The sequence below is a fragment of the Streptomyces sp. NPDC008317 genome (genome assembly GCF_042955955.1).
Taxonomy (GTDB): Bacteria; Actinomycetota; Actinomycetes; order Streptomycetales; family Streptomycetaceae; genus Actinacidiphila.
This window is the reverse complement of sequence record NZ_JBIBFQ010000010.1, coordinates 57,678-79,793: the sequence shown is the minus strand read 5'-3', so window position 1 is coordinate 79,793 and position 22,116 is coordinate 57,678. Positions and strand designations below refer to the sequence as shown.

The 22,116-nt window shown below is 72.7% G+C and carries 15 protein-coding genes; 8 read left to right on the top strand and 7 right to left on the bottom strand.

Annotated elements, in window-relative coordinates; translation table 11 throughout:
- Positions 1-11: 11 nt before the first annotated feature.
- The 4 genes from ACFY9V_RS28950 to ACFY9V_RS28935 all read right to left on the bottom strand — a co-directional run bounded on the left by ACFY9V_RS28950 (position 12) and on the right by ACFY9V_RS28935 (position 7,279).
- Positions 12-1,607, bottom strand: coding sequence for a nitroreductase family protein (locus tag ACFY9V_RS28950; RefSeq protein ID WP_391163597.1), 1,596 nt, complete (start codon positions 1,605-1,607; stop codon positions 12-14).
- A gap of 184 nt (positions 1,608-1,791) precedes the next feature.
- Positions 1,792-3,723 (bottom strand): TOMM precursor leader peptide-binding protein, encoded by a 1,932-nt coding sequence (locus ACFY9V_RS28945; RefSeq protein ID WP_391163596.1) that lies wholly within the window; start codon positions 3,721-3,723, stop codon positions 1,792-1,794.
- A gap of 194 nt (positions 3,724-3,917) precedes the next feature.
- A complete protein-coding gene (locus tag ACFY9V_RS28940; RefSeq protein ID WP_391163594.1) occupies positions 3,918-6,227 on the bottom strand; it encodes a TOMM precursor leader peptide-binding protein in 2,310 nt (769 codons plus the stop codon).
- A 5-nt stretch (positions 6,228-6,232) separates the two neighbouring features.
- Positions 6,233-7,279, bottom strand: a complete 1,047-nt coding sequence (locus ACFY9V_RS28935) for a BTAD domain-containing putative transcriptional regulator (RefSeq protein ID WP_391049444.1) — start codon at positions 7,277-7,279, stop codon at positions 6,233-6,235.
- Between the two features lie 732 nt (positions 7,280-8,011).
- Between ACFY9V_RS28935 and ACFY9V_RS28930 the strand changes: the two genes are divergently transcribed.
- The 4 genes from ACFY9V_RS28930 (at position 8,012) to gcl (ending at position 12,797) form a co-directional block, all read left to right on the top strand.
- Positions 8,012-8,848: a TIM barrel protein gene (locus ACFY9V_RS28930; RefSeq protein ID WP_391049442.1), complete on the top strand. Its 837-nt coding sequence runs from the start codon at positions 8,012-8,014 to the stop codon at positions 8,846-8,848.
- A 72-nt stretch (positions 8,849-8,920) separates the two neighbouring features.
- Positions 8,921-9,820, top strand: coding sequence for a 2-hydroxy-3-oxopropionate reductase (locus tag ACFY9V_RS28925; protein WP_355338928.1), 900 nt, complete (start codon positions 8,921-8,923; stop codon positions 9,818-9,820).
- Positions 9,821-10,066: 246 nt separating this feature from the next.
- Positions 10,067-10,813: a hypothetical protein gene (locus ACFY9V_RS28920; RefSeq protein ID WP_391049440.1), complete on the top strand. Its 747-nt coding sequence runs from the start codon at positions 10,067-10,069 to the stop codon at positions 10,811-10,813.
- 196 nt (positions 10,814-11,009) lie between these two features.
- Complete coding sequence (gene gcl, locus ACFY9V_RS28915) at positions 11,010-12,797, top strand: glyoxylate carboligase (RefSeq protein ID WP_391163593.1); 1,788 nt, start codon at positions 11,010-11,012, stop codon at positions 12,795-12,797.
- 33 nt (positions 12,798-12,830) lie between these two features.
- Here gcl and ACFY9V_RS28910 read toward each other — a convergent pair whose 3' ends face one another.
- Together ACFY9V_RS28910 and ACFY9V_RS28905 are read right to left on the bottom strand one after the other, a co-directional pair.
- Complete coding sequence (locus tag ACFY9V_RS28910; RefSeq protein ID WP_391163592.1) at positions 12,831-14,477, bottom strand: AMP-binding protein; 1,647 nt, start codon at positions 14,475-14,477, stop codon at positions 12,831-12,833.
- A complete protein-coding gene (locus ACFY9V_RS28905; protein WP_391163591.1) occupies positions 14,474-16,150 on the bottom strand; it encodes an AMP-binding protein in 1,677 nt (558 codons plus the stop codon). Before ACFY9V_RS28905 ends, ACFY9V_RS28910 begins: the two co-directional genes overlap by 4 nt.
- A 210-nt stretch (positions 16,151-16,360) precedes the next feature.
- Here ACFY9V_RS28905 and ACFY9V_RS28900 point away from each other — a divergent pair, with 210 nt between their 5' ends.
- The 4 genes from ACFY9V_RS28900 (at position 16,361) to ACFY9V_RS28885 (ending at position 21,338) form a co-directional block, all read left to right on the top strand.
- Positions 16,361-17,182, top strand: coding sequence for a LuxR C-terminal-related transcriptional regulator (locus tag ACFY9V_RS28900; RefSeq protein WP_355339491.1), 822 nt, complete (start codon positions 16,361-16,363; stop codon positions 17,180-17,182).
- A gap of 123 nt (positions 17,183-17,305) precedes the next feature.
- Positions 17,306-17,953 carry a LysE family transporter gene (locus ACFY9V_RS28895; protein ID WP_391049584.1) on the top strand — a complete coding sequence of 216 codons (648 nt, stop codon included), beginning with the start codon at positions 17,306-17,308 and terminating at the stop codon, positions 17,951-17,953.
- Positions 17,954-18,207: 254 nt separating this feature from the next.
- Entirely contained in the window at positions 18,208-19,746 is a 1,539-nt protein-coding gene (locus tag ACFY9V_RS28890) for a DHA2 family efflux MFS transporter permease subunit (protein ID WP_391163590.1), read from the top strand.
- A 350-nt stretch (positions 19,747-20,096) separates the two neighbouring features.
- A complete protein-coding gene (locus tag ACFY9V_RS28885) occupies positions 20,097-21,338 on the top strand; it encodes an MFS transporter (RefSeq protein WP_391163589.1) in 1,242 nt (413 codons plus the stop codon).
- 30 nt (positions 21,339-21,368) lie between these two features.
- On the opposite strand, the gene ACFY9V_RS28880 is transcribed toward ACFY9V_RS28885, so the two are convergent.
- A complete protein-coding gene (locus ACFY9V_RS28880; protein WP_391049429.1) occupies positions 21,369-21,953 on the bottom strand; it encodes a putative glycolipid-binding domain-containing protein in 585 nt (194 codons plus the stop codon).
- Positions 21,954-22,116: the final 163 nt, after the last annotated feature.

Genomic DNA, 22,116 nt, shown 5'->3' with positions numbered 1-22,116 from the left:
TTGCCGCCCGGTCAGGCGATCTCGTAGCGGAAGTCGGCCGGGCGGGGCCGTTCGTGGCCGATCATCATGATCAGCAGCGGCACTTCGCCGGTCCGGTCGAGCGCCAGCTCCTCGGTGAAGGAGATCGCGTCGAAGCCGAGCGCGACGCCGCAGGAGAGCCCGGCCGCGGCGGACGCGGTGTAGACGGCCTGCGAGACGGCGCCGATCACGGCGTTGACCAGCCGGTAGCCGCGGTCGCCGACCGCGTCGAGCACGGCGGTGGTGCGGGCGACGGGCACGATCACCGCCCCCGCCTGCTCCAGGTTGTAGTTGGCGAGGAAGTAGTTGCGCTGGAGGAATTCGCCCGGCGCCCCGGCCTTGACCAGCCGCAGCGAACGGTCCTCCCGGTCGTAGAGGTAACTGCCCTGCGCGATGCCCGCCACGTGGTTGACGAAGACGTAGGCGCGGCTGAGGGGTGGTGCGCCGGGGGTCTCGGTGTCGGTGTCGAGGCTGCTCGCCGCGTCGACCGCGGCCAGTACGGTCGACAGCGCGTCGGCGGGCAGCGGGCGGACGGCCTGGAAGCGGCCGAAGCTGCTGCGCCGGGCCCGCAGCGCCTGTCCGACGGGGGTGTCCAGGGGCCGGGGGGCGGGCAGCGCGGTCCGCTCGCCGCCCTCGGGCACGGGCAGCGCGAGTGCGGTGTCCAGCGTTCCGGGGGCCGGTCGGTCCGCGGCGCCGTCGAGGGTCGCCGCGTGCATCCGGCGTACGGTCTCGAACGTCATGGTGGTGCGGGAGCGCTCCTGGTCGGCGTGGCGGACCCGTGGCGCGGTCGGCGGGTCGCCGGCCGGCAGCGCCGGGGCCGCCGACGGGGCGCCGTCCCAGGTCAGCGGTACGACGGCGAAGACGCCCTCCTCGTCCTGGCCGAGGCCGAGCAGCCGTCCGAGCCGGGCCTCGTCGAACCACAGCGCGGCGCCGATGTGCAGTCCGCGGGCCCGCGCCCAGATCCGCCAGGTCTGGAGCAGAGCGCCGATGTCCATCGTGACGACGTGGTAGCTGAAGCTGTTGTACTTGAAGGCGTTCTGCCAGAAGCGCACGCCGAGGACGAGGAACTGGTCGCAGTCCGCGCCGAGTCGGCCGCCGAGCGCGGCCCGGACCTCCCCCGTGGCGTCCCCGGCGAGCAGCCGCCGCATGTGGTGGTGGGGCGTCGAGTAGTAGTACACGCCGGGTGTGAGCGGGCCGGAGGGGCCGCTGACCCAGTGCACGCCGATCGGGTAGAGGCCGCCGCCCGACGCGGTGCCGCGCGACCAGTTGGCCTGGGTGTACATCGGCAGGGTGCCGAGGTCGGAGTTGGCCTGTACGGCAAGACGCCTGCCGACCAGGCCGTAGGACTCCTGGAGCATCCCCGCGAGCAGCGGCAGGGTGAAGGCGCCGGTGCCGCGCGGGCCGAACAGGCCCTGCTGGACGGTGGCTTCGGCCGGTGCCTCGTCGCGTGGGAGCGGGAAGGTCTCCGCGCCGGGGAAGTGCTTGCCCTTCCTCGGCCGGTCCGCCCAGTCGGGCACGAAGTCGGCGGGTTCCATGGGATACCGGCCCCGCCGGACGATGGCGGTCGCGTACTCATGGGCGAATCCCACGGGCGTTCCTCTCTCGGTCGACGGTCGGGGCTCAGGTCTCGGGGCTCAGGTCTCGGGGCTCAGGTCTCGGGGCTCGGGGCTCAGGTCTCGGGGCTTGGTCGGGGTGTCGGGTCGGGGCTCGGTGCTCTGTTTCGGTCTCGGTCTCGGTCTCGGTCTCCGTGAGGCCGCGGGGACGGCGGGCGGCTCAAGGGAACGGATGCGGGGCCTGGTTGAGTTCGTCGGCCGTCAAGTCCCGCTCGCGCAGCCCCGCTTCCCGCAGCGCGGTCCGCGTCCTGCTCATATGGCGTGCGCGCTGGCGGCGCCAGCCGAAGTCGATGGGCAGCAGACCCGGCACGATGACTCCGGCCGTGTGGAAGCCGAGGGCGCGCTGTTCCGGCATGGTCTGGTCGACGGCGATGACGTCGAACCCGGCCTTGGCGACCGCCTCGACGCAGGCGGTGACATCGTCGGCGAGGTCGTCGGCGGGCGGTACGGCGCCGACCCCGGTCGTGGTGAGGTCGCCCAGCGCCACGCGCGGCCGGTCGTCGCCGCGCAGCAGGAAGTCGGCGTGGACGGCCATCTCGGGCAGCCCGTAGAGCAGCGGGTGGTCGTGCAGCACCTGGACGCGGTCGAAGTCGGCGGCCAGGGCGCGCAGTCGCGGTTCGTCGCGGGCGGTCCTGCGGCGCAGGTTGACCGCGTCGGTGGCGATCTCGCACAGTCCGGCCGCGAGCGCCGCCTCCGGGTCGAGGCCCGCGCCCGCGCCGAAGCAGAGCCGGCCGAGGCCGCCGTCGATCCGTTCCGCGACGGCCGTGACGACCGGGATCGGGAAGGTGACGCGGGTGTCGAAGAACCGGGCCCGGTAGCCGTACATCGCGAGCCGGTCGATCATCGCGCGGGTCTCGGGGCTGCCGCTGCCGCTCGCGTCGATCTCGGGCAGCGGCGCCTTCGCGTACCAGCCGAGCAGGAACGCGTCGCGCTCGACGACCTCCATCAGCCCGAAGTACACGGCCTCGGCCAGACTCCCGCCGGACGCGCAGCCGTTGGAGCTCTCCTGTACGAAGCGGTTCTCCAGGCCGCCGGGCGCGTGGTAGTACGCCAGGATCTCCGGTACGAGCACCGGCCGTTGGTCGCGCAGCGACCAGCCCCACACCCACGGGATCGGCCGCTCGGGGTCGAAGGGGCGTACGCCGGGCTCGGCGCGGTGGAAGTCGTCGGTGTACAGGCCGCAGGTGCGCGGGTCCAACACGGCTTCGCCGCTGGCGAGTTCGCTGTACGCGGCGGTGACATCCGTCCGTTTGCCGCGCGGGCGCATCCCGGCGAAGCGCTCAAGTCCTTCGAGCAGGCCGACGCGTTCGCTGGAGCGGTAGCGCGGGGTGTGGCCGCCCCAGAAGCACTCGCGCAGATAGTCGCCGGACCGCAGGAGGAAGGAGCCGACCGTCGAGGACGTGGACGCCGAGATCAGATCGGGCACGACCGAGGGGCCGAGCATGCCCGCCGCCGGGTTCACGAACGCCTCGAACGGCACGTCGTAGTCGTCCGCGGGCCGCGCCCTGAACACGTCCGGCGCGGGCTTCGGCGACGGCGCGAAGCCGATCCGCGCGCCTTCGGCCGTATCGGCGGCGCGTTCCCCGCACTGGGGGCACTCGGCGTCCGGCACGAAGGCGAAGCGGGTGACGCGCAGGGTCTCCATGTCGACCAGGAACGCGTACGGCAGACGGCTGTCGCCGCCGGTCTTCCCGCCTCCTGCCCCGCCCCGCTGGTGGTGGGCCGCGATGAGCGCGGCGAGGCCGTCGACCCCGAAGGCCGTGGCCCGCGGCGGCCGTCCCGCGGCGCGCGTGCCCGTACCCGTCTCCAGCGCCTCCCGCAGCGCCCGCGCCCGCACGCTCTGCCAGCGCCGCGCCAGACACCGCCCGCACCCGGCCCGGCCGCCGGGCGCGAAGGGACCGACGACGGTGTGGTGCCCGTAGACGCGTACGCCGACGGTCTCGGTCGACGGACCGTCGAAGTCGCTCGCGGGCAGCGTCAGTTCGTCACGGACACCGAGCGCGCTGACCGCCACGGCCGGTACGGCCCGCGCCGGGGCCGGACCGGCGACGCCACCGGACTGACCGCGAGCACCGGGCGCGCCGACGTCCACAGCCGCTCCAGCCCGCGCCGAGCCACGGTCTTCCGCGACGCCGACGCCAACCGCCTGACCACGAGCACCGGGCGCCACCGGCGTACCGGTCCCGGCGGGCCCGGCGGCTGGGTCGGCGACAGGCGCGTGGGCCGCCAGGCCGGCGGTGAGGCGATCGGCCAGGGCCGTGCACGCGTCCGCGAGGAGATCCGCGGTCATGGCCGGTCCGGGGCGGTGGTGAGCAGGACGCGGGTGGTGTGGACGCGGCCCGCGGCCAGGTCGGGGGCGTGGGTGTGGGCGGTCAGCAGGTCGCGGCCGGTGGCGCGGAGGCGGTCGGCGACCGTGGGCCAGTCGCTGGCGGCGGCCAGGTCGGCGCGGGTCTCGGCGGTCACCGCGACGGTGCCGGGGGCGAGGTCGGCCAGCAGCGGGTCGCCCGCGTCGGGCGCGCCGCCGACCTGCACGGCGCCGAGCAGGTCGCGCACGGCGTCGAGCGCCGCGTCGCGCCAGCGCACTCCCGCCGCCACCGCCCAACGGGCCTGTCCGGTCGCCGGATCGGCGGCGCGGGCCAGCACGACCGGCAGGACGCGCTCCTCATGGGCGCCGAGGTCGAGGATCTCCAGGTCGACGCCGAGCCCGGCGGCCGAGCGGGCGAGGAAGGTGAGTTCGGCGTCCGCGCCCTCCAACTCGGCGGTGGGGACGTGCTGTACGGCGAGCGATCCGCCGACGGCACGGCGCAGCGCGTCGTGGGCGAGCGCGGTGAGCACACCTCGGGTGGCGGCCTCGGCCGCGGTGCCGCCCGCGCCGGTGCCCGCGCAGGTGGCCTCCACGATCCGCTCGCGGTTGTCGGGGCCGAACGGCCGCAGCGCCGCCGCGGGCACCAGCAGCGTCTCGCCGCTGAGCAGCGAGGTGGCCGCGCACCAGCGCGGGACCAGCCCGGCCGCGGTGCCGAGTCCGCTGGTGATGCTCAGCGCGGCCGGGTCGACGGACCGCCACTTGCCGCGCGCCGCCTCCAACTCCGCGCCGGACAGCGCCTGTTGGACGGGAACGACGTGTTCCGCGTAGACCTCGGCCGCCCGGTACAGCGCCCGCAGCCGGGCGCCCGCGACATGGTGGACGTCGAAGGCGGTGATCTCCCGCCGGGCGCGGTGTCCGGTGCCGAGTACGACGGTGCTGACCTTCAGCGGTGTCTGCGCCCACTCCTCGTCGGCGTACGCCTGGAAGACGCCGGTCCTGCGCTGGACGAGGACGGACCGGCCGGTGATCTCGGCGAGGGCGGCCTGCGCGGCGTCCTCCTCGCCCGCGCCGTCCGAGACGGGTCCGCCGAGCGGCGACGCGGCGGCCCCGACCTCGGCCGCCGACTCGCTGTCCAGGGCGGCCAGTTCGAGCGGGGCGTCCGCGGAGGCCGCGTCCGAGGCCGTGGCCGACTCCGAGGCCGCCGCCGTACCGCAGTGCGGGCAGCGCGGGTGCGGGAGCAGCGGTTCGGCGACGGTGTCGAGCGAGTCGATGTCCTGGACGAGGAGTTGGTTCTCCGTCTCGGCCGGGAGGACGCCGGTGGTGCGGCGGAAGACCTCGTACGCCAGGAGGTTGCCGATCATCGCGGCGAGCGGTCCGCCGACGACGGGGGCGGCGCTGTCGCGGGGCCCCGCGGGGGCGACCGCGCTCCACAGGTCGGCCGCCGCGCCCGCCTCGCCGTTGGCGCCGAGCCGCAGCGCGGCGCAGGTCCAGCAGCCGGCGGTGTCGGTCGCCATGAGCGGGCCGATGACGACGGACTCGCCGAACGTCCAGGCGGGGAGCAGCAGTCGGCCGGCGGGCAGGCCCGCGTCGAGGAGCCGGGCGATCTGCCGGGGGCCGCGTTCGCCGGTGACCAGGACCGTGTCGTAACCGTCGAGGTGTTCCCAGCCGTATGTGCCGGGCGCGCCCTCCGCGTCGGCCGGGTCGTCCAGCCAGTCCAGCTCGACCGGGCAGTTCTCGGCGCGCAACGCCCGTGCCTCGTCGAGGACTTCGGCGAAGCGGTTGCCGGGGCTGTCGACGGCGCGCGGCACGGCGACGGCGGCGCAGCCGTTGCGGACGAGGCCGAGGACGGCCCAGCGGGCGAGGGCGTCGTCGCCGAGTACGGCCACGCGGGCCTGCCGGAAGCGCCGGAAGCGGTCGGCGGCGCCGTCGGTGTAGTGGTCGACGTAGTCGATCTGCGCGGCGAAGCGCTCGGTGACGGCGGGATCGAGCGGTTCGGTGTCGCTCCGCGCGGGGACGGCGTCGCGGGCGAAACCACGCGCGTAGAGCGTGCCTACCAGCCGTACCACCATCTCGCGCTGCTTGTCGCCGAGGCCCTGGCAGAGCGCGGCCACGGTGTGGTCGCCGGTCAGGTGCGGGACGATCAGCGTCGCGAAGCGGTAGGCGGAGGGCATGACGACGCTGAAGCCGCCGCGCGCGTTGTGGAAGTGCACGCCGGTCGGGGTCTGCGTGTAGAGCACGTCCCGGCGGATCCGCGGCCGGGTGTCGGCGATCTCGTCATACGGTGACACCATGTCAGTCACGCCTCCGTAGGATGCAGTTCCACGGCGCTCGGCCGCTGCGATGGGGTGGGGGTGTGCCCGGTGCGTCCGGGGGGCGCGGCGCCGCCGACCCCGTCGGCCGCCGCTGCGCGGGTGAACACCCGCAGGAGTTCGTGCATCCGGTAGAGACCGCGCGGGCCCTCTTCGAGCAGTCCCGCGCCGACCAGGCTGTCCAGGACGCGACCGCCCTCGACGGGTTCGCCCGCGACCGGGTCGGCGCCCGCGTCACGGACCGCCGCCGGGCCTCCGGATGCCGCCGGGCGCGGGTCGCCGCGGGTCACCGGCCGGCCCTGCGGCGGCGGGCTCTGCTCGGATTCACCGCGCAGGATGGCCAGTTCGAGGCGTTGCAGTGCGGGTCCCGGGTCCACGCCGAGGGCCTGGGCGAGGTGGTTCTTGACCCGCCGGTACTCGGCGAGCGCTTCGGCGCGGCGGCCGACGCGGTACAGCGCTTCCATCAACTGCTCGGTGAACCGCTCGTGCAGCGGGTGGGCGCGGGCCGTCGGCCAGATCTCGGCCACCGCCTCCCGGTGCCGCCCGCATGCCAGTTCGAGGTCGAAGACGCGCTCGATCGCGCGCAGCCATTCCTCGTGCAGCCGGGGCAGTTCGTCGCGGTGCAGCAGGTCGGAGGGGACGTTGGCCAGCAGCGGCGGCTGCCACAGGGCGAGCGCGGAGCGCAGCAGACGCAATTCGGCGTCGGGCTCCTCGGTGGCGTACGCCTGGTCGAGGAGTTCGCGGAACTGCACCAGGTCGAGGGTCGCGGCGTCCGCCGTGAGCCGGTATCCGCCGGGTACGGCTTCGATGGTGTTGCCCGCGATCCCGTATTTGCCGAACAGCCGGCGCAATCGCAGGACGCAACTGTGCAGGGCGGACTTGGCCTGGGCAGGAGTCTCCTCGCCCCAGATGACGCGTTGCAGGAAGTCGGCGGAGACGACGGAATTGGCATTCAGCAGCAATGCGGCCAGGAGTGCGGCGGGCCGCGACGGCTGAAGCACCGCGGATTCGCTGCCGTCGGTGACGGCCAGCATTCCGAGTACCGTGAATCGCGTCTGCGGGACTACCTGCGGCGGCGTATCGCCTTTTGCCGTTGGTAATCCAGCACTATTTTCGAGCGCGTTGGACCAGACCACCAATCCACCATCCCCGTTGCCCCGTTACGACCGCTGTCACACCCGGCGGGAGTGGGCCGGAGTGAGGCAGAATCCCCTGAGGGTCATACCTATTGGCGGTCACCGAGGACAGTACGGCAGCACTCTTTGCCTTGTCCAGGGAAAAATCACGTGACACCGGGTTACCGGTCTGTTAGATGGGGTCGGTGTACCCAAAATGTGAACTCGCTCCCGGAATCGGGACACACCGGACCGTATCCCTCCGGTACGGATGCGAGTAATCGGACATACTTCGCAGTATTGCGGGAGCGTAAAGCGGCATTCCCCTTACCCCTCACCGGGCGGCTTTATGCCCGTCACCCCGAGGTCGACTTTGATTTACGTGTCAAGTTTCTGTCGGATTTTGACCGGGCGCGCTCGCCAGAGGAATAGACCAGCGCCATTCCGTGACACCCGCGCCCGGCCTGAGCTGCGCAGGGGCGCCGCCGACCGGATCGCACGCGGACGCGCGCACGGGAGAAGGCCCGGACGGGCGGAGGGGTGCGGACCGGCGGCGGACGGGGCCGCGGAGACTTGACAGCCGCCGAGGGGCTGATTCAATGTTCCACAAGACAGAAAACAACTTCCGCAATACGGAAGGGGCGCACACTAGTGAGCTTCACCGACGCGCGCTTCGATGTGAACCTCTCGATCCTGTTCACCGAACTCCCGCTGCTGGAGCGGCCCGCGGCCGCCGCCGCGGCGGGCTTCGACGCGGTCGAGCTGTGGTGGCCGTGGACCGACGACCCCACGCCGGACCAGGCCCGGCTCGACGGGCTGCGGTCCGCGCTCGAAGCGGCCGGGACCCGGCTCGTGGGCCTGAACTTCTACGCGGGCGAGCTGCCGGGGCCCGACCGCGGCGCGCTGTCGGTGCCCGGCGCCGAGTCGGACCGCTTCCGCGCCAACATCGACGTCGCCGCGGACTTCGCCGCGTCCGTCGGCTGCACCGCGCTGAACGCGCTGTACGGCAACCGGGTCGACGGCGTCGACCCGGCGGTCCAGGACGAGCTGGCGCTGGAGAACCTGGTGCTGGCCGCGCGCGCCGCCCACCGGGTCGGCGCCACCTTGCTCATCGAGGCGCTGAACGCACCCGAGTCACCGCGCTGTCCGCTGGTCAGCGCCCCGGCCGCGGTCGCGGTCGTCGACCGGGTCAACGCCGCCACCGGCCTGGACAACGCGCGCTTCCTGCTGGACCTGTACCACCTGTCGATGAACGGCGAGGACCTGCCCGAGGTCATCGACCGCTACGCCGACAGGACCGGGCACGTCCAGATCGCCGACAATCCGGGCCGCGGCGCCCCCGGCACCGGCACCCTCCCGCTGGAGGAGCTGCTCGGCCGCCTGCGGAAGGCGGGCTACACCGGCTGGACCGGTCTGGAGTACAAGCCGGGCGCCGACGGCTCGGGCAACGCCTTCGGCTGGATTCCCGGCAGGCAGCCGCGCCCGTAGACGCGCGAGGAGCGGCGCGCCCCCGGCACGCGGGCCGCGCTCCCGTACCCCACCATCCCCTGAGAGGACCCCATGAGCACCCACCTTCCCAAGGTCGCCTGGATCGGACTCGGCATCATGGGCTCCCCCATGGCCGAGAATCTGATCAAGGCCGGATACGACGTCACCGGTTACACGCTGGAGGCGGCGAAGCTGGAGCGGCTGGCGGCCAACGGCGGCACGGCCGCCGGGTCGATCGCCGAGGCCGTACGGGACGCCGATGTGATCGTCACGATGGTCCCGGCGTCGCCGCAGGTCGAGGCCATCGCGTACGGCGAGGACGGCATCCTGGCGCACGCGCGGTCGGGGGCGCTGCTCATCGACACCTCCTCCATCACCCCGCAGACCTCGGTGGACCTGGCGAAGGCCGCCGCGGACAAGGGCATCCGCGTGCTGGACGCGCCGGTGTCCGGCGGCGAGGCGGGCGCGGTCGAGGCCGTACTGTCGATCATGGTCGGCGGTGAGCGGGCCGACTTCGACGAGGCGAAGCCGCTGCTGGACGCGCTCGGCAAGACGGTGATCCTGTGCGGCCCGCACGGCGCGGGGCAGACGGTGAAGGCCGCCAACCAGTTGATCGTCGCGGTCAACATCCAGGCGTGCGCCGAGGCCGTGGTCTTCCTGGAGAAGTCCGGCGTCGACCTGAACGCCGCCCTTGAGGTGCTCAACGGCGGTCTGGCCGGCTCCACCGTGCTGACCCGTAAGAAGGACAACTTCCTCGCGCGCGAATTCGCGCCCGGCTTCCGGATCGACCTGCACCACAAGGACATGGGCATCGTCACCGACGCCGCCCGTACCGTCGGCGCCGCGCTCCCGGTCGGCTCCGTGGTGGCCAACCTGGTGGCCTCGCTGCGCGCCCAGGGCGACGGCGGCCTCGACCACTCCGCGCTGCTGCGCGGTGTGGAGCGGCTGTCCGGCCTCCCGGTCGAGGACTGACACACCCGATGTCCTGACCCCATGAACTCCGCCCGGTGGTGCGTGACTTGTCCTGTCGCGCCCAAACGCACCACCGGGCGGTACCACCCTCTTCCTCTCTTCGAGCCCGCTCGTCACGGAAGGCCGTCATGCCCTGGCGTACGGGGAGTGCTCCCGGCCGTGGTCCAGGTGCGGCAAACTCCTGCACTATGGGATGTGCACGTTGTCATAGGCACATTCCGCCGCCGCAGACCGGGAGTTGTCCACATGGCAGAGAGGGTGCTCGTGCGCTGTCCGGCCTGCGACCGTGAGCACACGTACACCGCGCCCACCTTCCCGTGCGCGTGCGGTGCGCCGCTCGCGCTCCCGGTGCTGTCCGGGGGCGCGCCCGAGCAGATCGGGCACAAGACGTGGGACGACTCGTGGGTACGGCTGCGGTGTCCCGACTGCGGCCGGGCCGACGAGTGGCCGAAGCCGGAGTTCGACTGCGCCTGCGGCGCCCTGATCCGTCTGCCGTTGGCGGGCGAGGCCGCGCAGGAGGCCGGGGCCGTGCCCGCGGGGGCGCATCAGGCGGATTCGCCGCCCGAGCCCACCGGGCAGGTTCCGCCGCCGCCGACGGACCGGCCGCCGTTCCGGCCGGTCACGATCAGGACCGGCAGGGACGCGCTGACCGCCGCCGCGCAGTTCCTGAAGTGGCTGGGCTTCGGCGGGATACGGCTGGCCGGGGACCGTACGGCCAACGGCATCGACCTGCGCGGGGACGGACTGGTCGCCCAGGTCGACCCGACCACGCAGCCCACCGCGGCCCGTGACGTGGAGTGCCTCTGGCTGAACTGCGCCAACGAGGACGCGGTCGGGGCCTTCTTCTCGCTGGCCGGTTACGCGCACGACGCGCGGCTGCGCGCCGACCAGCTCGGCGTACCGCTGTTCGTGATGGACCTGACCGGCACCCCGCAGCCGGTGAACGACGCGGCGGACGAGTTGATCAGGACGGGCCCCGGCACCCCCGGCTGACCCGCCCCCCTTCACGGTGCCCCGAGGCGCCCGGCAGCGCGAATTCCCGCGCGCCGGGCGCCTTTTCGCTGCCCGGGACGCCTCTTGACGCGCGCACCGGCACGGCTTACGTTCATTCCATATCGCAGAACTACTTTTCCACATAGCGGAAAGCGTGGAGGGAAGTAGTCGCCGACAGAAGCAGGAAAGGGACCTCATGCCTCGTATGACCGCCGCCCGCGCGGCCGTGGAGATCCTCAAGCTGGAGGGCGTCGACGTCGCCTTCGGTGTGCCCGGGGCCGCGATCAACCCCTTCTACGCGGCGCTCAAGGCGTCCGGCGGCATCCGCCACACGCTGGCCAGGCACGTCGAGGGCGCCTCGCACATGGCCGAGGGCTACACCCGCACCAGCCCCGGCAACATCGGGGTGTGCGTCGGCACCTCGGGCCCCGCGGGCACCGACATGATCACCGGCCTGTACTCGGCGACCGGCGACTCCGTCCCGATCCTGTGCATCACCGGCCAGGCCCCGACCTCCGTGATCCACAAGGAGGACTTCCAGGCGGTCGACATCGCCTCGATCGCCGCGCCGGTCACCAAGGCGGCGACCACCGTGCTGGAGGCCGCGCAGGTCCCCGGCGTCTTCCAGCAGGCGTTCCACCTGATGCGCTCGGGCCGTCCGGGACCCGTGCTGATCGACCTGCCGATCGACGTCCAGCTCACCGAGATCGAGTTCGACCCGGAGACGTACCAGCCGCTGCCGGTCTACAAGCCCGCCGCGTCCCGCGCACAGATCGACAAGGCGCTCGCGATGCTGCTGGCCTCGCGGCGCCCGCTGATCGTCGCGGGCGGCGGCATCCTCAACGCCGACGCCAGCGACCTGCTGGTCGAATTCGCCGAGCTGACCGGCACCCCGGTCATCCCGACCCTGATGGGCTGGGGCGCCATCCCCGACGACCACGAGCTGAACGCGGGCATGGTCGGCCTCCAGACCTCGCACCGGTACGGCAACGCCACGTTCCTGGAGTCGGACTTCGTCCTCGGCATCGGCAACCGCTGGGCCAACCGCCACACCGGCTACAAGCTCGACGTCTACACCGCGGGCCGCACCTTCGTGCACGTCGACATCGAGCCCACCCAGATCGGCAAGATCTTCGCCCCCGACTACGGCATCGCCTCGGACGCCAAGGCCGCGCTCGCGCTCTTCGTCGAGGCCGCCCGCGAGCTGAAGGCCGAGGGCAGGCTGCCCGACCGCCGCGCCTGGATCGACTCCACGCTGGAGCGCAAGGCGACCTTGCAGCGGCGTACGCACTTCGACGACATCCCGATCAAGCCGCAGCGCGTCTACGAGGAGATGAACCGGGCCTTCGGCCCCGAGACGCGGTACGTCACCACCATCGGCCTCTCGCAGATCGCGGGCGCGCAGATGCTGCACGTCTACCGCCCCCGGCACTGGATCAACTGCGGCCAGGCGGGCCCGCTGGGCTGGACCATCCCGGCCGCCCTCGGTGTCGCCACCGCGGACCCGGACGCGCAGGTCGTCGCCCTGTCCGGCGACTACGACTTCCAGTTCATGCTGGAGGAGCTGGCGGTCGGCGCGCAGCACCGGATCCCGTACGTGCACGTGCTGGTGAACAACTCGTACCTGGGGCTGATCCGGCAGGCGCAGATCGGTCTCGACATCGATTTCCAGGTCAGTCTGGAGTTCGAGAACGTGAATTCGCCCGAGCTGGGCGTCTACGGCGTCGACCACGTCAAGGTGGTCGAGGGCCTGGGCTGCAAGGCGATCCGGGTCACCGACCCGGCCGAGCTGGGCGCGGCGTTCGAGCAGGCCAAGAAGCTGGCGGCCGAGTACCGGGTGCCGGTGGTGGTCGAGGCGATCCTGGAGCGGATCACCAACATCTCGATGAGCACGACGGCCGACATCAGCAACGTCGTGGAATTCGAGGAGCTGGCCACCGAGCCGGGCCACGCGCCCACGGCGGTCGTGCCGCTGCGGGTCTGAGGTCCACGGGTCTGAGGTGCACGGGCCCGGCGGTCACGCTCCTTCGGGCTTGAAGTCCTCCCGCAGCTCCACCTTGCGGATCTTGCCGCTGACCGTCATCGGAAAGGCGTCCATGATCCGCAGGTGGCGCGGCACCTTGAAGTGCGCGAGCCGGTCGGCGCAGAAGTCCTTGATCTCGGCGAGGGTCGGCGGGTCGGCCGGGTCGCGCGGGATCACGCAGGCCAGGATCTCCTCGCCGTACCGCTCGTCGGGCACCCCGACCACCTGCACGTCGGAGATCTTCGGGTGGGTGTACAGGAACTCCTCGATCTCCCGCGGGTACACGTTCTCCCCGCCGCGGATGATCATGTCCTTGATCCGGCCGACGATGGCGAGATAGCCGTCGTCCCGCATCGTCGCGAGGTCGCCGGTGTGCATCCAGCGCCCGGCGTCCACCGCCTCGGCCGTGCGCTCCGGCTCCTCCCAGTAGCCGAGCATCACCGAGTAGCCGCGGGTGCACAGTTCGCCGGGCTCGCCGCGCGGCACGGTGACGCCGCTGACCGGGTCGACGACCTTGACCTCCAGGTGCGGCAGGACCCGGCCGACGGTGGCGGTGCGGTGTTCGAGGGCGTCGTCCATCCGGGTCTGGGTGGAGACCGGCGAGGTCTCGGTCATCCCGTAGCAGATGGACACCTCGGCCATGTGCATCTCGGCCATCACCCGCTTCATCACCTCGACCGGGCACGGCGATCCGGCCATGATGCCGGTCCGCAGCGACGACAGGTCGTAGTCGGCGAAGTCGGGCAGTCCCAGCTCGGCTATGAACATCGTGGGGACGCCGTAGAGCGAGGTGCAGCGCTCCTCCTGGACGGCGCGCAGGGTCGCGGCCGGGTCGAAGGAGGGGGCCGGGATGACGATGCACGCGCTGTGCGTGGTGATGCCGAGGTTGCCCATCACCATGCCGAAGCAGTGGTAGAAGGGCACCGGCAGACAGACCCGGTCCTCCTGCGTGTAGCCGACCGTCTCGCCCACGAAATAGCCGTTGTTGAGGATGTTGTGGTGCGAGAGCGTGGCGCCCTTGGGGAAGCCCGTGGTGCCCGAGGTGTACTGGATGTTGATCGGGTCGTCGCAGCTCAACGTCGCCTCGACGGCGGCGACTTGATCCTCGGACACACCGTCGGCGGCGGCCAGCAGGGCGTCCCAGGTCGGGTCGCCGATGAAGACGACCTCGCGCAGCAGCGGACAGTTGCCGCGCACCTCGCCGACCATCCCGCGGTAGTCGCTGGTCTTGTGGCCGGTGGAGGCGATCAGCACCTCGATGCCAGACTGCCGCAGGACGTAGTCGAGTTCGTGCACGCGGTAGGCCGGGTTGATGTTGACCATGACCGCGCCGATCCGCGCGGTGGCGTACTGCACCAGCACCCACTCGGGGCAGTTGACCGCCCAGATGCCGACGCGGTCGCCCTTGATCACCCCGCGGCCGAGCAGTCCGCGCGCCAACCGGTCGACGTCCGCGCCGAATTGGGCGTACGTCCAGCGCCGCCCGCTCGCCACGTCCACCAGGGCCTCGCGTGCGGGGTGCGCGGCGATCGCCCTGTCGAGATTGCGCCCGATGGTGTCCCCGAGCAACGGCGTCTCCCCTGTCCCGTGCGCGTAGGAGGGCTCGGCGCTCCGGGCCGCCGGGCCGCCCGCCGCGCTCACTTGTAGTCCTCCTCGTGGAATTCGCCGCTCCCGTCGTGCATCGTGCGTTCGCGCAGCTCGATGCGGCGGATCTTGCCGGAGACGGTCTTGGGGAGGTCGGCGAACTCCAGCCGCCTGATGCGCTTGTACGGGGCGAGGACGGCCCGCGAGTGCGCGAAGATCGCCTTGGCGGTCTCGCCGTCCGGGGCCCAGCCCTCGGCGAGGACGACGTACGCCTTCGGTACGGCCAGCCGCAGTTCGTCGGGCGCGGGCACGACCGCCGCCTCGGCGACCGCCTCGTGTTCGAGCAGCGCGCTCTCCAGCTCGAAGGGCGAGATCTTGTAGTCGGACGCCTTGAAGACGTCGTCGGCGCGGCCGATGTACGTGATGTAGCCGTCGGCGTCGCGCGAGCCGATGTCGCCGGTGCGGTAGAAGCCGCCGCCCATCGCCTCGGCGGTCAGCTCGGGCTCGCCCGCGTACCCGGTCATCAGGCCGACCGGCCGGCCCTGGCGCAGGTCGAGGCAGATCTCGCCCTCGTCGCCGGTCTCGCCGGTCACCGGGTCGACGAGCGCGACCGTGTAGCCGGGCGTCGGCCGTCCCATGGAGCCGGCCTTGACCAGTTGGCCCGGGCTGTTGGCGACCTGCACGGCGGTCTCGGTCTGCCCGAAGCCGTCCCTGATCAGCACGCCCCACACCCGCCGTACGTGCTCGATGACCTCGGGGTTCAGCGGTTCACCGGCCGCGACCGCCTCGCGCGGCGGGGTGCCCAGCGCGCTGAGGTCGGCCTGGATCAGCATCCGCCAGACCGTGGGCGGGGCGCAGAAACTGGTCACCCGGGCGCGTGCCATCTCGGCCATCAGCCGGGCGGCGTCGAAGCGCGTGTAGTTGTGCACGAAGACGGTCGCCTCGGCGTTCCACGGCGCGAACAGACTCGACCAGGCGTGCTTGGCCCATCCGGGTGACGAGATGTTGAGGTGGACGTCACCTGGCCGCAGCCCGATCCAGTACATCGTGGCGAGGTGGCCGACCGGGTACGAGAGGTGGCTGTGCTCGACCAGCTTGGGCTTGGCGGTGGTGCCCGAGGTGAAGTAGAGCATCAGCGGGTCGCCCGAGGGGGTCGGCCCTTCGGGTACGAAGCCGGGGTCCGCCGTGTACGCGTCCTCGTAGGAGAGCCAGCCGTCGGGGGCGCCGCCGACCGCGATCCGCGTGTAGTCGCCGGGGACTTCGGCGAATTTCCCGGTGTCCGCGGCGCGTACGACGACGTGCCGGGCGGCGCCGCGGTCGATACGGTCGCGCAGGTCGGCGGGGCCGAGCAGCGGGGTGGCGGGGATGACGACGGCCCGCAGCTTCATGGCGGCGAGCGCGGTCTCCCACTGCTCCGCCTGGTTGCCGAGCATCACCAGGACCCGCTCGCCCGCGCGGACGCCGCGCGCCCGCAGCCAGTTGGCCACCTTCGCGGACCGCTCGGCCATCTCCGCGAAGGAGATCCTGACCTCGGTGCCGTCCTCCTCGACGATCCACAGCGCGGTGCGGTCGTTGTCCTTCGCGATGGCGTCGAACCAGTCCAGCGCCCAGTTGAATTCCTCGGGCTCCGGCCACCGGAAGCCCTCGCGGGCCGCCTGGTAGTCCTCACGGTGCCGCAGCAGGAAGTCACGGGCGGCCCGGAAAGCACCGGTCGCGTCCGTTGCCGCCATCTGTCCTCCTCATCGATGGACCCCTCGGTAGCATCGTGCGGTAGTGACCTGGGTCTCACTACCCCCGGACGGGGGTGAGAGCCGGTGTCCGATTCCGTCCGGCCGGGAGTCACGGGCTCCTGGCCGGGGTGGACGGTCGGGGGCGAGGAGGTGGATCGGGTGGACGGTCAGCGGGGCGAGGCGGTCGAGGTACGGGCCGCGTTGCTGCGAATGCGCAGGTCGGGGCTGTTGCCGGTGGCCTTCGGCGGGCTGGTGACCGGCGCCGCGGGGCAGGCGGGCGGCTACGGCGCCCGGCAGTTCCGTATCTCCGAGATGTCCGGTACCGACACCGAGTCGCTGCGGGGCCTCGCCATCACCACCGGCAACGGTCTGGGCGGCAAGACCCTGGCCACGGTCCGGCCCTGCTCGGTCACCGACTACGGCTCGTCCCGCGTGATCAGCCACGAGTACGACCCGCCCGTCGCCGCCGAGGGGCTGCGCTCGGTGCTCGCGGTGCCCGTCGTCGTCCGCCGCCGGGTGCGCGGGGTGCTCTACGGCGCGCTGCGGCAGCCGTACGCCCTGGGCGACCGTCCGCTGTCCGTCGCCCTCGACGCGGTCCGCGAACTGGAGCAGGCCCTGGCCGTACGGGACGAGGCCCAGCGGCTGCTCTCCTTCTGCCAGCAGCCGCTGACCGCCGACCCCCGGGCCTGGGAGCAGGTGCGCGAGGCGCATCTCGAACTGCGCGCGCTGGCCACCCGCATCCCCGATGTGCGGCTGCGGCAGGAACTGCTGTCCGCCTGCGCCCGGTTGGCCTCGGCCGCGGTCCCCTCCGGCGCGGCGTCGCGGGTCCCGCGCCCGGCGCCGCTGACCCCGCGCGAGCTGGACGTGCTGGCCTCGGTGGCGTCGGGCGCCACCAACGCGGCGGCTGCCGCGCGGCTTCGGCTGCGGCCCGAGACGGTGAAGAGCTATCTGCGGTCCGCGATGCGGAAGCTGGGTGCCCACACGCGACTTGAGGCCGTGGTCGCGGCGCGCCGCGAGGGCCTGCTGCCCTGACCTCGGGCGGATGAACGGCGGCGTTATTGGGGGGCCTCGGCCGGGGGCCCGCCGTTACGCTCGTCGGACCTGCGGCGCGCCGACGGCGCGGACGGCGGGAGTCGAGGCGTGGAGGGGGACGGGATGTCGGTCGACCGGTTGGCCGGGTTCGCGGCGATGTCGTTGGTGCTGGTGCTGATTCCGGGTCCGAGCGTGCTGTTCGTGCTCGGCCGGGCGCTGGCCCACGGGCGGCGGACCGCGCTGGGCAGTGTGCTGGGGAACGCCACGGGCGCGTATGTGCTGGTGACGGCGGTGTCGGTGGGGCTCGGGGAGATCGTCGCGCGGTCGGTGACGGTGTTCGTGGCGCTGAAGCTGGCGGGCGCCGCGTATCTGGTCTATCTGGGGGTGAAGGCGTTCCGGCAGCGGGGCGCGCTGTCGGCGGCGATGAGCGCGGACGAACCGGCCGGGGCCGCCCGGGGGGATCTCCGTACGCTCTGGGAGGGGTTCGTGGTCGGCGTGACGAATCCGAAGACGATGGTGTTCTTCGCGGCCGTGCTGCCGCAGTTCGTCGACCGGGGCGCGGGGCACGTACACGAGCAAATGCTGCTGCTCGGGCTGGTGTTCACGGTGATCGCGCTGATCTGCGACAGCGTCTGGGCGCTGACCGCGTCGGCGGCCCGCACCTGGTTCGCCCGCTCGCCGCGGCGGCTGGCGGCGGTCGGCGGCACCGGGGGTCTGGCGATGATCGGCCTGGGTGTGACGGTCGCGGTCACGGGGCGCGCCGACCAGTAGGACGGACCCCGCGGCGCCGGATGTGACATGTACGCGCGCGGTGGACCAGCGCCCTCACCCCTCCCGCCCGGCCGTCGTGCCTGGTGGGACGGGTGGATCGGGTGATGTGATCAGAGGCACAGGGCACGCGGCAACGAAACGTTTGCGTTTCGATAGGTCGGGTCGTACCGTCGTTGGAGTACGAAACCGTTTCGTTCATGCAGCGGTTCCGGTCGGTTCCTGCCCGTCCCGTTCCTCCTCAGGAGTCCCGCCTCATGTCATCCCAGTCCACCGCCGACGCGCACGTCGGCGACTCCGCCGCGGCCTCAGGGCCCCTCGGCGCGGGCCCCACGGGCCCGGTGCAGAAGACAGAGAAGGCGAACCACCGCTGGTGGGTGCTGAGCGTCATCGCGCTCGCCCAGCTCATGGTCGTCCTCGACGCCACCATCGTGAACATCGCCCTGCCGTCCGCCCAGAACGCCCTCGGCTTCAGCGACGGAAACCGGCAGTGGATCGTCACCGCGTACTCCCTCGCCTTCGGCTCCCTGCTGCTGCTCGGCGGACGCCTGGCCGACCTCATCGGCCGCAAGATCGTCTTCCTGATCGGCGTCGTCGGCTTCGCGGGCGCCTCCGCCCTCGCCGGCGCCGCGCAGAACTTCGAGGTGCTGGTCACCGGCCGCGCCCTCCAGGGCCTGTTCGGCGCCCTGCTCGCGCCGGCCGCGCTGTCGCTGCTCAACACGACCTTCACCGACGCCAAGGAACGCGCCAAGGCGTTCGGCATCTACGGCGCCATCGCGGGCGCGGGCGGCGGTGTGGGCCTGCTGCTCGGCGGTGTGCTCACCGAGCACCTGAGCTGGCGCTGGACGCTGTACGTGAACCTGATCTTCGCCGTCCTCGCCTTCGTCGGCGGTATGGCCTTCCTGCGCAAGGGCGCTCCCGCCGACCGCCCCAAGCTCGACGTCCCCGGCACGGTCATGGTCGTCGCGGGTCTGTTCGGCCTGGTCTACGGCTTCTCGAACGCCGAGACCCACCACTGGGGCTCCCCGATGACCTGGGGCTTCCTGGTCGCGGGCGGCGTGCTGGTCGGCGCCTTCGCCTGGTGGCAGACCAGGGCCGCGCACCCGCTGCTGCCGCTGCGCGTCCTGCTGGACCGTGACCGCGGCGCGTCCTTCATCATGCTGGCGATCTCCGGCGCCGGGATGTTCGGCGTCTTCCTCTTCCTGACCTACTTCCTCCAGGCGTCGCTGCACTACACGCCGGTCAAGACCGGTCTGGCGTTCCTGCCGATGATCGGCGCGCTGATGGTCTCCGCGCAGATCGCCACCAACAACCTGATGCCGCGGTTCGGGCCCCGCCCGATCGTCCCGCTCGGCATGGCGATGGCCGGCGCCGGTATGGCCTGGCTGACCGTCCTCGACCTCAACAGCACCTACGCGGCGCACGTCCTGCCGCAGTTGCTCGTCATCGGCTTCGGTATCGGCCTGGCCCTGCCGCCCGCCATGAGCGTGGCCACCGCGGGGATCGCCGCCGACGACGCCGGTGTGGCCTCCGCGGCCGTCAACACCATGCAGCAGGTGGGCGGTTCCATCGGTACGGCGTTGCTGAACACGCTGGCCGCCAGCGCCGCGACGAGCTACCTGTCCAGCCACAAGCCGTCCCCGGCCGTGGTCGCGCAGGCCCAGCTCCACAGCTACTCCACCGCCTACTGGTGGTCGGCGGGCCTCTTCGCCGTCGGCTTCGTCCTCGCCGCCCTCATGTACCGCAGCGGCCGTCCCAGCCAGGGCGACACCACCGTCCAGGCCGTCCACATGTAAGCAAGCCTCCGGGCTCCCCTAGCCCCCCGGCCCCGCAGTGAGCGGTAGTGGGCCGGGGTCAAGGGGACCGGGCCGCCGGGTCATCGTGGGGACGGGACACCCGGCACCCCCGGCCCCCCGACCGGCCGCCCGGCCAGTGCGCCGCCCCCGTGCGCACAGGCCGGGCGGCCGGTCTCTCTTTTCCCGCACCCTGTCCGACGGGTAGGGTGCGGCGCATGATCCTCCCCCACCGTGTCTAGGCAGCGGTAAGCGCCCACAGACGACCGGCCCCGCCTTGACGGCGGGTTGACGGCGCTGCGCGGCATACGCGAAACCGCCCGCCTTCCCCCGGAAACCCGAGGATCACCCCCATGTCCGCGCCTGCCCGGGCTGCGTCCTACGCTGCCGTCTTCCGCCTTCCCCATGCCCGCCGCACCTTCGGTGCGGCCCTTTTCGGACGCCTCGGCTACGGCGTCGTCTCGCTCTCCCTCGTCCTGTCCCTGACCTCCGCCACCGGGTCGCTGTCGCGCGGCGGGCTGCTGGCCACGCTCTTCGCGACCGTGTCCGTCCTGCTCGGCCCCGCGCGGGCCGCGCTCGTGGACCGCTGGGGTGCCAGGCGCGGCCTGACCACGCTGGCGCTGCCGTTCGCCACGACCCTGTTCGTCCTGGCCGCGGCCGTACGGGAGCCCGGCACGCCGCTGTGGGCGTTCGCCGGGCTCAGCGGCGCGGCGGGGGCGCTGTGTCCGCCGCTCGGGCCGACGATGCGCGCGCTGTGGGACGCGCTGACGCCCGACGAGGCGCTGCTGCAAAGGGCGTTCAGCGTCGACACGGTCGCGGAGGAGCTGATCTTCCTCAGCGGGCCGCTGCTCGTGGTGGCCGTGCACCCGGTGAACGGGCTGGTGCTCTCCGGCGCCCTGATCGGCTGCGGCACGCTCGCGATGGTCACCTCCCCCGCCGCCCGGCTGCTGCCGCCGCGCCACACGTCGACCGCTTCGGCGGCCGAGCGGCTGCGGCTGTTCGGCGAGAAGGGCGGCGGCGTCCGCAGGGCCGCGTACGCCGCCGCCGGGATCGGCTGCTGCCTCGGCTGCGTGGAGCTGTTCGTGATCGCCTTCGCCGACCGGCACCACCACCCCTCGGCGGTCGGCTGGATCCTCGCCGCGCAGTCGGCGGGCAGCGCGCTCGGCGGCCTGCTGTACGGCCGGATCTCCTGGCGGCTGCCCGCCGCCGCCCGGCTCCCCGGCCTGCTCCTCGTCCTGGCCGCGCTCGTCTCGGTCACGGCCGCCGCCCCCGTACTCACGGTGTTCGGCCTGTGCGTCGCCGCCGCGGGCACCTTGACCGCGCCGATCCTCTCGACCGCCTATCTCGCGGCGGCGGGCTCGGCGCCCGACGGCGCCACCACCCGCGCCACGACCTGGGTCAACTCGGCCGTCAACGCCGGGTCTTCGGCCGGTGGCGCCGTGGCCGCGCTGCTGGTCGCCGGCGTGCCGCTGGCGCTCTGCTTCCTCCTGGCGGCGGTCCCGCCGGTGCTGGCCGCCGTCGCGATCAGCCGGGCGCGGCGGACGAAGGGCGGGGCCGAGGGTCCCGTGCTCGCGGAGGAGGGCGGAGGCGTCTGAGCACCCGGCCGCGGGGCGGCGGGCGGGCCCTCAGAGCTTGGGGGCCGCCCGGTTGAGGCGCGTGGCCAGGCCCTCGTAGTGCACGACCAGACCGTCGGCGTCCACGTCGATCTCGCTGCGGTACGTGCCGGAGGCGTAGCCGAGCCGGGCCCCTGACATCAGCGGGGTCAGGTGGGTGTAGCCCTGGATGGAGGGGCGGACGGCGAGGGTCGGGACGGGGACGAAGGCCATCAGGAAGTCCTGATGGCCTTCGTTGCGGTGGAGTTGGTGCCGCAGCACCGGCATCGTGTTGGTGAGCGGTGACATGCCGAGGTCGCAGTCGAGCGCGCCGTCGAGCGCGAGGACGACCTGCCCGTTGGCCGTCCAGCGGCTGCGCTCGTCCCGGCGCAGTTCGAGGTCGTAGGTGCCGTCGACGGTGTGCGAGGTGACGTGCAGCCGCCGGGTCACGTACCCGGCGTCGGTGTCCAACTCATAGCTCAGCCAGTACGGTTCGGGCTTCAGTCCGACCGCGCGGCCGTGCGCGCGCAGCCGTCCGGCGGCCAGTTCGACCCACGCGGTCTCGTATCCGCCGGTCTCCTCGACCTGCCAGGTGAGTACGGTGTTCGGCGCTGTCATGGCGCAAACGTAACGTTCGCCCCGGATCGGACGCCATAAGCGTGGCGAGGACACATGGACGACGGCGGTCCGCGGCCGTGACCGGCGGACGCGTCACTCGATCGGCGGGTGCCGGGCGCGGGGCGGGCGGGCGGCCGAAGCGGCGCGCGCGCCCGGTCGGCGC